Below are 15,353 nucleotides of genomic sequence, written 5' to 3'. Positions count from 1 at the left end.
GCAGTATATGAATATATTTGAAACTAATTTTAAAGATGATTTTAATTATATGATATCTACTATAGGAGAATCTATTAAAATTAATGGTAAAGATCAAACTGCATTAATTACAAAAGGAACTAATAAAGATAAAATTATAGATTATAGAAATATAAGGACTGATTTTCCTATAGCAACAGGAGATTTAATTTCTTATCAAAACCAAAACTGGGTCATAGTTGGAGAAGTATATCAAACTAAAAATTCTTGCAAGGCAACTCTTAGAAAAGCACCTCATGTCCTTAAAATATATATACATAATAAGTTAGAAGAAATTCCTTGTATTATAGAAACTTTTTCTCAGAGTGTTTTTGAAAATGAAAAGATAAAAGTTCTTGATGGAAATATAAAATTAACAATGCAAATGAATAATATAACTAAAAAAATAGGCAGTGGTTGTAGATTTATTAAAATGCAGAGTTGTTGGGAAGTTGAAACGAAAACTTCGGAAATTCCAGGGTTATTGTATTTATACGCTAGAAATACAGAGCTTGGTGCTTATGATGATAAAGAAAATGAAATTGCTGACCGTTGGATACATGAAGTAAAACATAATTATAACATGATTATTAATGAGGATAATATAACACTTGAAGAGGGACAAACAAAGCAATTAGTTATAAATGTAAAGGATACAGTAGATAATAAAACTGAAAATGTAGTAAATCCTAATATTATATATACATTATTAGATAATTCTATTGCTACAATAGATTCAAAGGGATTAATCACAGGAATAAATGAAGGTAATACTACTATAAACGTACAGTTTGAAAATGTACAAAAGATTATTAATGTAAAAGTATTAGAAGTTGATAGGATTCAATTAGGGATTCTAGGCAAGGATAGTATGCCACTAGGAAGAATTAGAACATGGAATTCTACTATGCCTTGTACTTGGTCAGTAGAAGATGTAGATAATGATGGAAAGGTAGTTACTCCTTGGGTTCAGATTACAGCATCTACCGATACGACTTGCACAGTTAAAGCAACAGATAAGTGGCTCTTCAATGATAGTTCTGCAAAATATTTCAATATTATTGCTATAAGCAAAGATAATCCAAATGTAAAAGCTATTAGTAAAATTAAAATAACTCCATATTAAATTTTTTAGGGGTTACTCATTACGGGTAATCCTTTTTCTTTTTTTGTATGAATAGTATTACAAGTTTTGGTTTATAAGTAGGATTTGATATATAAGCACTTTCTTAAAAGGTTATTTAGTAATATAATTGAATTAAATCATAAATGTGGTTAAGGGAGATATAATATATGGCAAGATATTGTGAATATTGTAATGAGAAATTGGGATTTTTCCAAGGTGGAATGTTATGTGATAAATGCAATAATTTATATCTAAAAAACAAAGAAAATAGATTAAAAGAACATAACAGTTTAATTCCAGAAAAATATAAAGAGATTGATTACATAAAAGGAAGTAATTATTTTGAAGGATTTTTAGAAGAAAATGATTCATTATCAAAATATAAAAAAGAGGTTAATGATTGTAAGGAAGAATATATAAAAAGATATGGTGATTGGGAATCAATTAAAAATACATTAAAAGGTTCTCAAGGAAGTAAATTAAATGAAAACTTATATAAAATATTATCAGATTTGCTTGAAAGGAAAAAGGCGGAAAATCATTTCACTCTAAATAAGACTTCAGATAAAGACGGTTATATAATTGCAATTGCAATAAATGATATAGAAAAACATCAACAAAAAACATTTTATGTATGGATAGAAAATGATGAGTTGATTTTTTTGGATAAATATGTTTATGGTATAAAATTATTTAAAATACCATTAAATAATATATTGTCTTTTAGTAGATATGGTGATTTTTATACTGAAACCTCCATCAGCGGTGGTGATGGAGGAGGTTCTTCTTTAACAGGTGCAGTTATAGGCGGTGTTATAGCTGGCGGAGCTGGTGCGGTTATTGGAAGTAGAAGAAAAATAAATGAGATAAAAACAGAAAATAAACTTATAGATGAAAGACAAACTATTTTAGAATTAGATATAAATTCTAATAAGGAATATATGTTTTTTTGTACTGAAGCTTATAATGTATTTATGGATTTAATTCCAAGTAAAGAAATAAGTTTTGTAAATAAAGAAGCAAAACAAAGTAACACATATAATGATTCAAATGATATTTATAATAAAATAAGACAAATAGCCCAATTAAAAGATGATGGAATCTTAACAGAAGAAGAATTTAATAATAAGAAAAAAGAATTGTTAAAAAGCTTATAAACATTAGAAATAAAGCATATATATATTTAATGTAGAAATTTTTATGTAAGATTTATGTTTTTTAGATTTTATACTTTTAAAATTTAACATAGCTAAACACCTCATTTGCAATTATGGACAAATGAGGTGTTTTTTAATCGTGAAGCAGGTCAGTTGACTTAATGTTAAAAAACATATATTGAGTTCTAATCATGATACCATTTTGCTATTGAGTTTTTCTTATTACCAGTAACAAAAATTTTACCTTTTAAGTCTTTAAAATCGCCTATTATAATAAAAGAACTCCCTTTTATTATAGCAACTGCAACAACAAAGCTAACACAAACAATTGTAGTAATAGCAATAGAATTATCCATTCCATTCATCCTCCTTATAAGTTTTTTCTTTATATAAATTATAAAATAGAAATAAGCAGTTCTCTATTTGCACTTTTTACTCATGTCAATTTTTAATTAATAAAGCATATACTGATTTGTGATAGAAACACTGCTTGGAAAATGCATTAGTGTTATAAAAGTATAAAAATTAATATTTTATTAATAGTTTTTTTACGTATTTTCAACACATTTGGATATAGAATATATACATTTTCTCTACTTCTTAGATATATTTTATATACATAATTATAATTTATAAAAAACAAAACCCGATTTAAATGGGTTTTATGAGTTGCAATTCATTGAAAATATTATAAAAAATTTTTTTACACTTACGCCATGAGAATTTATCGATAGGGAATATTTTTTTAGGTACTCCATTTTGGAGGATTTGTTGATGTTTATATAATTTTTATATAAAATAGAAATAAGTAGAAAAACAGGGAGGTATATTATTAATATATAGACTTAATGGAGGATGATTAATATGGGGAACTTAATAGAATGTCCTATGTGTGGAAAAATGATTTCACCAAACGCAGCAATGTGCCCTAATTGTGGTGAACCAATGAAGAAGAAAGCTGAAAGTAATACAAATGAAGAACAAAAAGAAGAACATTTAAATAATAAATATTCTCTTATTTTAGAAGAACCGGGTGAAACACCATCAGATGTACTCTATAAATTAATAGATTTATTAGGTACTAATATAGATACTGCAATGGAAATGATAAAGTATAATCCGTATTTACTATTAGATGATTTAAAATTAGAAGAAGCACAAGATTATAAGAGTAAATTAGAGAGTGTAGGTGCAATAGTTTGTATTGTACTAGATGAAGAAACTAGTCCTATAAATTATTTTAAGAATAATAATCGTGAAGATACTGAAGATATAAAACAAACTCGGGATATTGAGGATAATGCAATTAAGTGTCCAAACTGTAAATCAATTAATGTAAAAAAGATAAGTGGATTAAGTAAAACTGGTTCAGTAGCTTTATTTGGTATTTTTTCGATTGGTAAATTAACTAAGACTTATGAGTGTAACCAATGCGAATATAGATGGTAATAATTTTATATTAATGATAGACAAGTTGTATAAAAACTTAATAAAGTTAAGTAACTAATTCAGAAGCAAGTCGTTTTTAGGCTTGCTTTTTTATTTTTAAATTTAAGGAGGATGGATATATGAAAGTGATAATTAATAATAAACCAAGTAAAGAAGCATTAAAGAATTGTGCAAAAGTTTTAGAAGAAATAGTAAACAAAGAATTATTGAATAGAAAATTAAATGAGAAGTCAGATAAAGAAATTGCATAATAATATTTTATGAACACTTCATGTTGTCATGTAATGGATTTAATGTTAATATATATTTATAATTTGGAGGAAAGAAGATATGGCTAATGTTAATTATGATATAAGATATGTTGCTATATACCTAAGAAAAAGTCGTGGTGATGAAGAAGATTTGCAAAAACATGAAATTGTTTTGACAGAAATGTGTAAGAAAAACAATTGGAAGTTTATAAAATATAAAGAAATTGGAACGTCAGATAGTATTGAATTAAGGCAGGAAATGAAGAAGTTATTACATGATGTTGAAAGTGGTATTTATGATGCTGTTTTAGTTAATGACTATGATAGACTAAGTCGTGGAGATATGGGAGAACAAGATAAAATAAAGAAGATCTTTAGAAAATCTAATACTTTAATTATTACACCAAATAAGATTTATGACCTAAGTAATGATTCGGATGATATGTATACCGATTTTGCTGGTTTAATAGCAAGACAAGAATACAAACAGATAAAGAAGAGATTGCAGCAAGGTAAAAAAATAGGAGCGAGAATGGGAAACTGGACAAATGGTATACCTCCATTTGCGTATCGTTATCAAAGATATAAAGATAAATTTAATGAAAAAGGTCTTGTTGTGAATGATGAAGAAGCAGAAATATACAAATATATAGTAAGAAAAGCATTGGAAGGTTTATCACCTCATAAAATTGCATGGGAATTAAATAAGCAAGGTATTAAAACCAGAAAAAGAAATAATTGGTCAAACGTTGCGATTTATAGGATTTTAGAAAATGAAACATATTTAGGCAAGATTATCAGTAATAAGCAAAAAGGTGATGGTCATAAAATAAAAAAAGATACTGACGATGAATACCAAAGAATACCTAAAAATGAATGGATAGCTGTTGAAAATTGTCACGAAGCATTAATAACACAAGATGATTTTGATAAAATACAATCATTAATTGATAAAAGAAGGATTCTACCATTATCAGCAAGGTCATCAAAGGGTGAATTTACAGGAATTTTAAAGTGCGGGGTTTGTGGACATACATTAGCAACTCAAAGAAGAGGAAACAATAGTACAATTAAGGCTTGTAACCATAGAAATGAATTTGGTGTAAAATGTGTTAACCGTGGTGGTTCATTTAATAAGGTTAGAGATGAATTGAATAAAGCAGTTTTGAAATTTAGAGATGATATAATTGCTAACATGGGAAAATCTCATGATACCGAAATAAAAGAGATACAAGAAAGAATTAAAGTTAAAAATAAAGATCTGCATAAATACAATGAAGCACTTGAAAAAGTGCAAGATAGTTATGAATTAGGAGATTATTCAAGAGATGAATTTTTAATAAGAAAAAGTAAATGGGAAAATAAAATAAACGATGTTAAGTTAGAACTTTCGAGATATGAAAGAGAACTGAAAAAACAAGAACAAATCACTAATTTAGATAAGTTAAGGATATTAAATAGTTATATTGAAAACATTGATAAGATATCAGATATAAGCGATAGAAACAAATTTTACAAAACATTTTTAGAATCAATAATATGGACAAGGATTGGTGATGAAGAAATAACATTTACCATAAATTTTCTATAAGGGGTTAATATAAGTTAAAGGTTCTTTGTATCTTTTATTTTGCATACAACACTACTTTAAGGAGAAAATATATGAGAATATATTTACAATTAAAGGAGGTGGTGTTATGACACAAATCAACAAACCCAATAGATTAATAAATGAAAAGGCTCCATACTTACTACAACACGCTTACAACCCTGTTGATTGGTACGCATGGAGTGAAGAAGCATTTATGAAGGCAAAAGCCGAAGATAAACCTATCTTCTTATCTATTGGGTATAGCTGAATTTGCGTCTTTATCGCACATGTCATTGGTGTCACGTAATGGAGCGTGAATGCTTTGAAGATAAAGAAGTAGCAAAAGTATTAAATGAAAAATTTATTTCAATAAAGGTAGACAGAGAAGAAAGATCAGACATCGATAGCATATATATGACCTTTTGTCAGGCTTATACAGGAAGCGGTGGGTGGCCCCTTACCATAATAATGACTCCAGAGAAAAAACCTTTCTTTGCTGGAACTTATTTTCCAAAGGAAAGCAAATATGGCCGACCAGGACTGATAGAACTGTTAGATTCCATATATGATATATGGAGTAAAGATAAAAAGAGACTGGTAGACTATAGTCTTGAAATGATTGATCAGATAAAGAGACAAACTGCAATAGAAATTAATGAAAATGATAAAATTGATGAAAGTATTATAAATGAAACCATACATTCTTTAAAACAATCCTTTGATAAAAGATATGCTGGTTTTAGTAGAGCACCTAAATTCCCAACACCGCATAATATGTATTTTTTATTAGAGTATTATATTAAAACTGAAGATAAAAATGCTTTAAACATGGTTGAGGAGACCTTAAAGCATATGTATAAGGGAGGAATCTTTGACCATGTAGGATTTGGATTTTCCAGATATTCTACTGATGAAAAGTGGTTAGTTCCTCATTTTGAAAAGATGCTTTATGATAATGCACTCTTATCCTTGATTTATACAAAAACTTATGAAATCACAGGAAAAGAATTATACAAGAAAATCGCAGAGAAAATATATACTTATATGATAAACAATATGATATCGCCTGAGGGGGGATTTTATTCAGCAGAGGATGCAGACTCAGAAGGGGTAGAAGGCAAGTTTTATGTATGGGATATAGAAGAAATAGAAAAAGTACTTGGAAAGCAGGATGGAAAAACTTATTGTGAACTGTACGGAATAACCGAAAGAGGAAATTTCGAAGAAAAAAATATACCTAACTTAATAAATACGGATATAGAAAAATTAGAATTAAACGAGAATCTAAAAGAACAACTGGAAAAAATGAGAGTCAAACTATATGATTACAGGGAAAAAAGAATACATCCTTTTAAAGATGATAAAACATTAACATCATGGAATGGCTTAGCTATTGCATCCTTTGCTTATAGTGGAAGAATTTTTAACAATCAAAAATATATTGAAATATCTGAGCGAGCAGCTGATTTTGTATTAAAAAAACTTATTCGAGATGACGGAAGACTGCTTAGCAGATACCGCGAAGAAGAATCCGCATATGCAGCAGTACTAGAAGATTATGCATTTATAATATGGGGGCTTATAGAACTATACAAAGCTAATTCTCAGTCTAAATATCAAGAAAAATCTCTTTATTTGCATGATCAAATGATGAAACTTTTCTGGGATGAAAAACAAGGTGGTTTATATTTATATGGATTAGATAGCGCAGAACTTATAGTAAGACCTAAAGAACTTTATGATGGTGCTACTCCTTCTGGAAACTCCGTAGCTGCATTCAATATGTTAAGACTTTATGATATCACTAATGATACTAAGTTTAAACAATTTGCTGAGAGACAATTTAAAACATTTAGCACAACAGTAAAAAGAAACCCAATTGCATATACTCATTTTATAACAGCATACATGAACAGTTTCAATCAGTTTGAAGAAATATAATATTCATTCAACTAAAATCATTAGTACTATATGTAATTTATAGGAGGTACTTGCAGATGATTACTGCAAATATCTCCTATTTTGCGTAGTTTAACGACAAAAAAGTATTTTTTTGCTAAATTTTATGCAGAATTTAACAAGAAGTTATTGAAGTTTACAAAATATTAATGTAGAATTTAATCGTAATGAAATTAATATCAAATATAGAATGGAGTGGAGTTATTGAGTAATATTATAAAAAATAAAAACTCTCTAAAATTTAGAATAACAGTAAGCTCTTTATTAGTAGTACTGTTATCTACAATTATACTTGCTGTCGTCTCATATAACGTCATAAGTAAAAAATTCCTAAATCAAGTCAAAGAAGATGGGATGCTTTTGACAGAGGAAATAAGTGCTGAAATGCAAACTAACAATGCTATACTTAATCAAGTAGACAAATTGTTAGGTGAAAAAATTTCAACAACGGCCTACTTGGTAGGACATAATGCTAATTTTTCTAACGAATATCTTACTGAGGTTGCAAAGTCCATAAATGTACAAGAGATAAATATTTCTAATGCAGATGGAGTAATATTATATTCCAATCTACCAGCAAACATTAATTATAAATATCCTACTGATCATCCTATACAGGCTGTTCTAAAAGGGTCACAAGGTGAGCTTATTGAAAAAATAAGAAAAAGTAGTAGTAGTTCTGATCAAAACTATTATAAGTATGGAGCAGTTGCATTAAAGAACGGTGGGCTTGTTCAAGTAGGGGTAATTGCAAATGAAGTTGCAAAATTAGGTAATGCAGTAGATGATCAAACATTAGTGGACAGGCTAAGTAAAAAATCAAATATAGTTTATGCCTTGACAATTGATCCAAATTTAAAAGCTGCAGCACATAGTGACAAAAGTAGAATTGGAATAACGTTAACTGATGCTGGAAGCAAAGCCGCGGTAAAGGAAGGTAAAACATATTCTTCTATATATAACTATAAAGGAGAGACTGTCTATGATGTTTTAATTCCTATAAAAGATGCTAACGGAAAAATAATAAAGGCCGCAAACATTGGTCTTTCTCTTAAGAATCAATATGCTGCTCTAAATAATATATTAATAAGTTTTGCATTAGTATCTATCTTTACATTTTTAGTAAGCGGATTAATACTTAGAGGAATAATAAGAAGAAATTTAAATCCTCTAAATGATTTAACAAAAGCAGCAGAAAATGTATCCCAAGGTGACCTAAGTAAAAATATTCAAATAAGAACTAATGATGAAATCGGAGTACTTGGTATAAGCTTTAATAATATGATTGAAAATCTTAGAGGTATAACGGCTAAAATTAATGAAGTGTCACAAAATCTTGCAATATCATCAAAATCATTATTGTCATCTACTGAACAGGTAGCTCAAGTTTCAGAAGAAATCTCAAACTCGACACAAGAAGTTGCAGATGGAGCCGAAAAACAAGTAAGAGCTGCTGAAGATGTATCTCATAGCATGAAAAATGTAGTTAGCAATATATCAACCATAAAAGATCAAGTTACAGATGTAATGAAGTTCTCAGATGATACAAGTAAACTTGCATCAGATGGAAGAGAAAAAATGGACAATATGGTCAATCAAATTGACATAATAAAAAATAGTGTAAACTATTCTTCAAAGGTGATATCAGAACTTCAAGAAACATCAAAACAAATAGGTAATATTGTACAAATAATTGATGGAATTGCAGATCAAACTAACCTTTTAGCTCTTAATGCTTCAATTGAAGCTGCTCGAGCAGGAGAAGCTGGAAAGGGGTTTGCCGTTGTTGCAGAGGAAGTTAGAAAGTTAGCAGAAGAATCTATGAGATCATCAAATAATATTAAGGATTTAATTATTTCTACGCAACAGAAAACCGATAAAGCACTGATTGCAATAGAAGAAGGTAACAGAGAATCTGAGAAGGGACAGTCAATTGTAAAAGCTGTAGGAGACTCATTAAATGAAATTCTAAAATCCTTTGATGAAACAAGAACTAATTTGCAAAGAGTTAACGAAATGATTATTAATTCTAAAGATAATATTGATAGAATGGATGATAACATTAACGAAATTCAAGCAGTTACAACAAATACAGCGGCTAATACAGAAGAGGTTGCAGCTTCAACGGAAGAGCAAACAGCTGTGCTTCAACAAGTTACAGAAAGTGTTCAACAGCTAACTCAAATGGCATTAGAGTTAGAAGATAGTATAAAAATATTTAAAATATAAAGAATATATCATATAACAAAAAAGTCTTGACAAATATTAAAATATGGTAATATAATGAGTTGTAATTTATATAGTAATTTCGTTGAAGAGAAGAGTACTTTTAGTAAATCCTAAAAAGCGAGCAGGGATGGTGAAAGCCTGTAGGAAAGCTAAATAGGAAGAGAATCTTGGAGATACTTATGAAAAAGATTTGATTTTAAATCACAAGTAAGTCGTTAACTGCGTTAAAGTTTTGAGTGGATTTGGCAAATGCCAGTTCAATAAGAGTGGTACCGCGGATATATAATAACCGTCTCTATTTTAATAGAGACGGTTTTTTTATTTTTAACCTTTAATATATAATTAAAGTATCATAATATAGGCGAAAAATATATAATTTAATATAAAGAAATAATAGGGAGGTTGCAATATGGATTATAAAAAATTAGTTGCAGAAAGAATACAAGAAAATGTTGATTTAGAGTTAGATGCCATTGAAAGACTTATAGAAATACCACCAAAATCCGAGATGGGTGATTATGCTTTTCCTTGCTTTCAGTTATCTAAAACTTTGAGAAAAGCACCTAATATGATTGCTCAGGAACTAAAAGAAAAGATAAATAATGAAGGATTTGAAAAAATAGATAACTTAGGTCCTTATTTGAACTTTTTTGTTGATAAAGTTGACTTTACAAAAAATGCAATAGAAAAGATATTAACAGAAAGAGATAGATATGGTTCATCAGACTTAGGTCATGGGAAAAATATATGTGTTGAATATTCATCAGTTAATATTGCAAAGCCTTTTCATGTAGGCCATTTATTCGGAACCGCTATAGGTAGAGCTTTATATGAAATGTTAAATTCACAAGGATATAATTGTGTTAGAATAAACCATCTTGGTGATTGGGGAACTCAGTTTGGAAAGCTTATATCAGCATACAAAAGATGGTGTGATGAAGAAGCTTTGGAAAAGGAACCTATAAGTGAATTGCTAAGAATTTATGTTAAATTCCATGACGAAGCAGAAAAAGATCCATCTTTAAATGATGAAGGTAGAATGTACTTTAAGAAATTAGAAGATGGATGTGAAGAAGAAGTAAAACTATGGCAAAAGTTTAAAGATCTAAGTTTAAAGGAATTTGAAAGAGTTTATGATATGCTTGGAATAGAATTTGACTCTTATGCTGGAGAAAGCTTCTATTCTGATAAAATGGATGCTGTAATAGATGAGATTGATAAAAAAGGAATATTAGTAGAGAGTAATGGAGCAAAAGTTGTAATGCTAGATGAGTATAATATGCCTCCATGTATTATAAAAAAAGCAGATGGAGCTACTATATATGCTACCCGTGACTTAGCTGCAGCAATTTATAGAAAGAAAACCTATAATTTTGATAAGAGTATATATGTGGTTGGAGCAGGTCAGTCTCTTCACTTTAATCAAGTATTTACTACATTAAAGCTTATGGGTAACGATTGGGCAGATTTATGTAAGCATGTTTCTTATGGTCTTGTAAGATTCGCAGATAAGAAACTATCTACAAGAAAAGGTGATGTTGTATTGCTAGAGGATTTATTAAATGAATCTATTGAAAAAACATTACAAATAATAAATGAAAAAAATCCTGATCTTGATAATAAGGAAGATGTAGCAAAAAAAGTAGGTATAGGTGCAGTAATATTTGCATATTTAAAAAACAGCAGGGAAAAAGATATAGTATTTGACTGGAGTGAAATATTAAGCTTCGATGGTGAGACTGGTCCATACGTACAATACAGTTATGCAAGAGGAAAGAGTATACTTAGAAGAGCAGGAGAAGTTAATGTAGAAGTAGACTATAGCAAATTAAATTCTAGCGAAGAATTTGAACTTGCAAAGTCTCTTGAAGGTTTTAATAAAGCTATACTAAATTCTATAGAGAGATTAGAGCCTTTTATAGTAACAAGATATTTAATAGAGGTTGCTAAAGGATTTAATAAGTTCTATAATGCTCACAGCATTATGAATGCAGAAGATGAAGCTACAAAGAATGCTAGATTAAAGTTAGTGGAAGCAACCTGCCAAGTGCTAAAAAATGGGTTAGGTTTGATTGGAATACAAGTAGTAGAAAAAATGTAATATTTATCTATAAAAGGCGATGGATTTTTATTCATTGCCTTTTATAGAGTTTTCAAATATACTACATTATTATATAATAGATATTATAAGTTAATTTAATTATATGATAAAATTAATGATCCTATTTTAAATTTGTGATATGTAGTAGCAATAGTTTGGAGGATTATAATGTTAATTAGAGAGTGTAATGAGTTACTGAAGATAAATAAAAATATATTCAGTGACTATGGTATGGATAGTGTAGCGTATTTTGATATAGAAACTACAGGTTTTGATAAAGATGACGACAATATAATATTAATATCATTTGGTAAATTTAATGATGAGAGAAATTTTTGTATAAAGCAGTATTATGCTGAATGTCTGGAAGAGGAAGAAGAAATACTGTATAATTTTTTAATAGATCTAAAAGAGTACAATACTTGGTGTTCTTATAATGGAATTGCCTTTGACGAACCATTTATAATAAACAGAATGGAAAAACATAATGTAGCTCTTAATACCCCTAAAAATCACGTTGATTTATATAGAATCATTAGGCCTTACTATAAACAGCTTGGAATAGAGAGATGTAATTTAAAAGGTGTAGAAAAATATATAGGAATAAAGAGAGAGGACCAAATAGACGGCGGAATAAGTGTAGATCTATACAAGGAGTTTTTATTAACAGGGGAAGATAGATTAAAAAATATAATTATGCTTCATAATTATGAAGATGTTTTAAGCTTACCTAAAATTCATGAGTTTATTTTTAATATTGAAAATAACAAAAACCTAATTAGAGAAAATGTAATTACTGAGAAACAGCTAAGATATTTAAAAAGTCTATTGAGCAAAAACAATATTTCATTGGATATAGATTTAGAGAGAATGTCAAAAAAAGCCGCATCTAGAATCATAGATCAAATATTAAAAGGTTGTAGAGATTGTAACGAGTTAAGCAATATAATAAATAACAGCTATTAAAGTTTAACTTTGTTTATTATATCCTATATATTTTATGACTTATAATTTAAATTATATAAAAGGGGGATATTTATGTTAAGTAAAATAATAACTTACGACATTATTAGATTAAGTCCAAATGATACTTTAATTAAGGCGTTAGAGATAATGAATGATAACAATATCAATGGTGCACCGGTAGTAGATGATAGCGGATCATTGGTAGGAATGATAGTAAAAGCAGATATATATAGATTTTTAATGGATCAGGGACATTATGATACTTGTCCAGTAGAATGGGTAATGACTAAAAAGGTTATAACTGCATCAAAAGATGAAGATGTTATTGAGATTGCAGAAAGATTAAGGAAAAATGACATAATTGCTATACCAATAATGGATAACAATACCATATTAGGCTTAGCTACTATGGAAAATATAGTTGATTACTTTATTGAAACCTACCGTAAATAATTATGGCTTATCTAATATATTAATTATAAAAGGTTGTTAAATATAATATGTAAAAAAATCTGTCTTAATATGATTAAGACAGATTTTTTTATTTACATTATTCATTTGAGTCTTTACAACTAGGACAGTGGCTACTGCTACTGCAAGAACCACAATCACAATTACCCGAACCTTTTTTCTTTAAGCTTCTATAGAATATGCAAACTGCAGCTATAACTATAATAGAGGTAACTATAATTTCTACTGCCAATTCCAACACCTCCACAATTAATATTTAATCTTATAATAAAGAACCTATTCTAAATACTATAAAGGATACAATCCATGCAAGTACAAATTGATAAGTTAACGAAAATGCAGCCATCTTTTTACCGTATTCTTTTTTCATGGTTGCAATAGCTGAAATACATGGAGTATATAGCAATACAAAAACTAAAAATGCATAAGCAGATAGAGGGGTAAATCCATGTGCTAAAGAAGTTTCTAAATTTCCTCCATAAATAACACCCATACTGCTTAGAACAACTTCCTTAGCCATAAGGCCTGTAAGTAAGGAAACTGAATTTTGCCAAGTACCAAAGCCTAAAGGTGCAAATAATGGTGCTATAGCCTTACCAATGGATGCTAAGATACTATTATTCATTTCAGTCATTCCCTGTAAATTAAAATTAGATAAAAACCAAATTATTACGGACACTGCAAATATTATACCGCCAGCTTTTTTCAAAAATCCTTTTCCTTTATCCCATGTATGAATCATAACATGTTTAAACTCAGGCATTTTGTACTCAGGAAGTTCTATTATAAAAGGCTCTTCTTCCTTTTTAAATAAAGTATTTTTAAATATTATACCTATTATAAAAGATAAAAATATTCCCATGATATAAAGTGATAGCACTACTAGAGTTTCTTTTCCTCCAAAGAATACGGAAGTAAACATGGCATACACTGGAAGCCTCGCATTACAAGACATAAGTGGTGCTAAAAGTGCAGCAAGTTTCCTATCTTTTTCACTTTCAAGAGTCCTAGCAGACATTATTCCAGGCACTGAACATCCAAAACTAACTATTAGTGGAATAAATGCCTTTCCAGATAGTCCAGCTTTTCTCATTAATTTATCCATTATAAAAGCTGCTCTTGCCATATATCCGCTATCTTCAAGAAATGATATTCCGAGAAAAAGAGCAAGGATAACAGGTAGAAATACTACTACAGAACCTACTCCTCCAACAATACCATCTATTAACAATGAACTGAACCAAGGACTAGTACTAGATAACGCTTGATGTAAAAAAGGAATCATAGAATTATCTAGGAAATCGCTAAGTGTGTCTGCTATAGGTTGTCCCACCCAGCTGAAGGTAAATTGAAAAATTAATGCTAATATGCCAAAGAAGATAGGGTAGGCTAAAAATTTATTAAGCATAATTTTATCTATTTTTTCAGTTATTGAAACAGACTCCGTTTTACTATAAGATAAACAATTGCCTAAGATACTACTTATGTAGGTATATGCTTCTTTTTCATGCTGAAATTGATAACCATTATCAGTTGAGGCTTGTAAAAAATCGCCACCAATCAACAAATTTTTTAACTCATCAATACCTTTGCCTTTGGAAGCTACTATAGGTAAAATCTTAACGTTTAGCTCTTTAGATAAACAAGAATAATCAATTTTAATACCTTTAGACTCCGCTACATCTACCATATTAAGAACTAGAATTATAGGTTTATTAAATTCTTTAAGCTGAGTAGTTAAATATAAATTTCTTTCTAGGTTAGACGCATCGACTATATTTATAATTACGTCTGCATTTCCATCAAGTAAATAGTTTTTCGCAATTTTTTCTTCATTAGAATATGTATCCATGGCATAAATACCAGGTAAATCTATTACCTTTATATTATTATTAATGAAACCTTCTTTCTTTTCTACTGTTACTCCAGCCCAGTTTCCTACATATTGGTTTGAACCAGTGAGAAGATTAAAAAGAGAAGTTTTACCCACATTAGGGTTGCCAAGCAAAGCTGCTGTTATCATTTAAAAACCTCC

General features: G+C 28.9%; 12 protein-coding genes, 1 pseudogene and 1 other annotated feature. Of the genes and pseudogenes, 10 read left to right on the top strand and 3 right to left on the bottom strand.

Annotation, left to right across the window (positions count from 1 at the left end; genetic code table 11):
* Positions 1 to 7 precede the first annotated feature (7 nt).
* Together ACZ5N4_RS13515 and ACZ5N4_RS13510 are read left to right on the top strand one after the other, a co-directional pair.
* Positions 8 to 1,144 carry an Ig-like domain-containing protein gene (locus tag ACZ5N4_RS13515; protein WP_464210730.1) on the top strand — a complete coding sequence of 379 codons (1,137 nt, stop codon included), beginning with the start codon at positions 8 to 10 and terminating at the stop codon, positions 1,142 to 1,144.
* A gap of 167 nt (positions 1,145 to 1,311) precedes the next feature.
* A complete protein-coding gene (locus ACZ5N4_RS13510) occupies positions 1,312 to 2,301 on the top strand; it encodes an SHOCT domain-containing protein (protein ID WP_464210728.1) in 990 nt (329 codons plus the stop codon).
* Between the two features lie 185 nt (positions 2,302 to 2,486).
* Here ACZ5N4_RS13510 and ACZ5N4_RS13505 read toward each other — a convergent pair whose 3' ends face one another.
* Positions 2,487 to 2,657, bottom strand: a complete 171-nt coding sequence (locus ACZ5N4_RS13505) for a hypothetical protein (protein ID WP_464210726.1) — start codon at positions 2,655 to 2,657, stop codon at positions 2,487 to 2,489.
* Positions 2,658 to 3,165: 508 nt separating this feature from the next.
* On the opposite strand from ACZ5N4_RS13505, the gene ACZ5N4_RS13500 reads away from it, so the two are divergent.
* The 8 genes and pseudogenes from ACZ5N4_RS13500 (at position 3,166) to ACZ5N4_RS13465 (ending at position 13,300) form a co-directional block, all read left to right on the top strand.
* Positions 3,166 to 3,750, top strand: a complete 585-nt coding sequence (locus ACZ5N4_RS13500; protein ID WP_464210724.1) for a zinc ribbon domain-containing protein — start codon at positions 3,166 to 3,168, stop codon at positions 3,748 to 3,750.
* 119 nt (positions 3,751 to 3,869) lie between these two features.
* A complete protein-coding gene (locus ACZ5N4_RS13495) occupies positions 3,870 to 4,001 on the top strand; it encodes a hypothetical protein (RefSeq protein WP_464210722.1) in 132 nt (43 codons plus the stop codon).
* Between the two features lie 79 nt (positions 4,002 to 4,080).
* Positions 4,081 to 5,592, top strand: coding sequence for a recombinase family protein (locus ACZ5N4_RS13490; protein WP_464210720.1), 1,512 nt, complete (start codon positions 4,081 to 4,083; stop codon positions 5,590 to 5,592).
* A 106-nt stretch (positions 5,593 to 5,698) separates the two neighbouring features.
* Positions 5,699 to 6,771: pseudogene (locus ACZ5N4_RS13485) on the top strand (thioredoxin domain-containing protein); the annotation flags it as partial.
* A 975-nt stretch (positions 6,772 to 7,746) separates the two neighbouring features.
* Positions 7,747 to 9,780, top strand: coding sequence for a methyl-accepting chemotaxis protein (locus ACZ5N4_RS13480; RefSeq protein WP_464210718.1), 2,034 nt, complete (start codon positions 7,747 to 7,749; stop codon positions 9,778 to 9,780).
* A gap of 73 nt (positions 9,781 to 9,853) precedes the next feature.
* Positions 9,854 to 10,080 (top strand) — a binding site (T-box leader).
* Positions 10,081 to 10,189: 109 nt separating this feature from the next.
* A complete protein-coding gene (gene argS / locus ACZ5N4_RS13475) occupies positions 10,190 to 11,881 on the top strand; it encodes an arginine--tRNA ligase (protein ID WP_464210716.1) in 1,692 nt (563 codons plus the stop codon).
* 168 nt (positions 11,882 to 12,049) lie between these two features.
* Positions 12,050 to 12,847, top strand: coding sequence for a ribonuclease H-like domain-containing protein (locus ACZ5N4_RS13470; RefSeq protein WP_464210714.1), 798 nt, complete (start codon positions 12,050 to 12,052; stop codon positions 12,845 to 12,847).
* 72 nt (positions 12,848 to 12,919) lie between these two features.
* Positions 12,920 to 13,300 carry a CBS domain-containing protein gene (locus ACZ5N4_RS13465; protein WP_464210712.1) on the top strand — a complete coding sequence of 127 codons (381 nt, stop codon included), beginning with the start codon at positions 12,920 to 12,922 and terminating at the stop codon, positions 13,298 to 13,300.
* Between the two features lie 97 nt (positions 13,301 to 13,397).
* On the opposite strand, the gene ACZ5N4_RS13460 is transcribed toward ACZ5N4_RS13465, so the two are convergent.
* Together ACZ5N4_RS13460 and feoB are read right to left on the bottom strand one after the other, a co-directional pair.
* Complete coding sequence (locus ACZ5N4_RS13460; RefSeq protein ID WP_464210710.1) at positions 13,398 to 13,550, bottom strand: FeoB-associated Cys-rich membrane protein; 153 nt, start codon at positions 13,548 to 13,550, stop codon at positions 13,398 to 13,400.
* A 30-nt stretch (positions 13,551 to 13,580) separates the two neighbouring features.
* Positions 13,581 to 15,341 (bottom strand): ferrous iron transport protein B, encoded by a 1,761-nt coding sequence (gene feoB / locus ACZ5N4_RS13455; protein WP_464210708.1) that lies wholly within the window; start codon positions 15,339 to 15,341, stop codon positions 13,581 to 13,583.
* Positions 15,342 to 15,353: the final 12 nt, after the last annotated feature.

It is taken from the genome of Clostridium nitrophenolicum (assembly GCF_055391695.1).
This window is presented reverse-complemented; position numbering and strand designations above follow the sequence as displayed.

What these genes read in the sequence shown, in the direction of transcription:
- feoB (WP_464210708.1), bottom strand. Translation starts at nt 15,341, where the DNA reads ATGATAACAGCAGCTTTGCTTGGCAACCCTAATGTGGGTAAAACTTCT.
- ACZ5N4_RS13510 (WP_464210728.1), top strand. Translation starts at nt 1,312, where the DNA reads ATGGCAAGATATTGTGAATATTGTAATGAGAAATTGGGATTTTTCCAA.
- ACZ5N4_RS13470 (WP_464210714.1), top strand. Translation starts at nt 12,050, where the DNA reads ATGTTAATTAGAGAGTGTAATGAGTTACTGAAGATAAATAAAAATATA.
- ACZ5N4_RS13490 (WP_464210720.1), top strand. Translation starts at nt 4,081, where the DNA reads ATGGCTAATGTTAATTATGATATAAGATATGTTGCTATATACCTAAGA.
- ACZ5N4_RS13465 (WP_464210712.1), top strand. Translation starts at nt 12,920, where the DNA reads ATGTTAAGTAAAATAATAACTTACGACATTATTAGATTAAGTCCAAAT.
- argS (WP_464210716.1), top strand. Translation starts at nt 10,190, where the DNA reads ATGGATTATAAAAAATTAGTTGCAGAAAGAATACAAGAAAATGTTGAT.
- ACZ5N4_RS13515 (WP_464210730.1), top strand. Translation starts at nt 8, where the DNA reads ATGAATATATTTGAAACTAATTTTAAAGATGATTTTAATTATATGATA.
- ACZ5N4_RS13505 (WP_464210726.1), bottom strand. Translation starts at nt 2,657, where the DNA reads ATGGATAATTCTATTGCTATTACTACAATTGTTTGTGTTAGCTTTGTT.
- ACZ5N4_RS13495 (WP_464210722.1), top strand. Translation starts at nt 3,870, where the DNA reads ATGAAAGTGATAATTAATAATAAACCAAGTAAAGAAGCATTAAAGAAT.
- ACZ5N4_RS13500 (WP_464210724.1), top strand. Translation starts at nt 3,166, where the DNA reads ATGGGGAACTTAATAGAATGTCCTATGTGTGGAAAAATGATTTCACCA.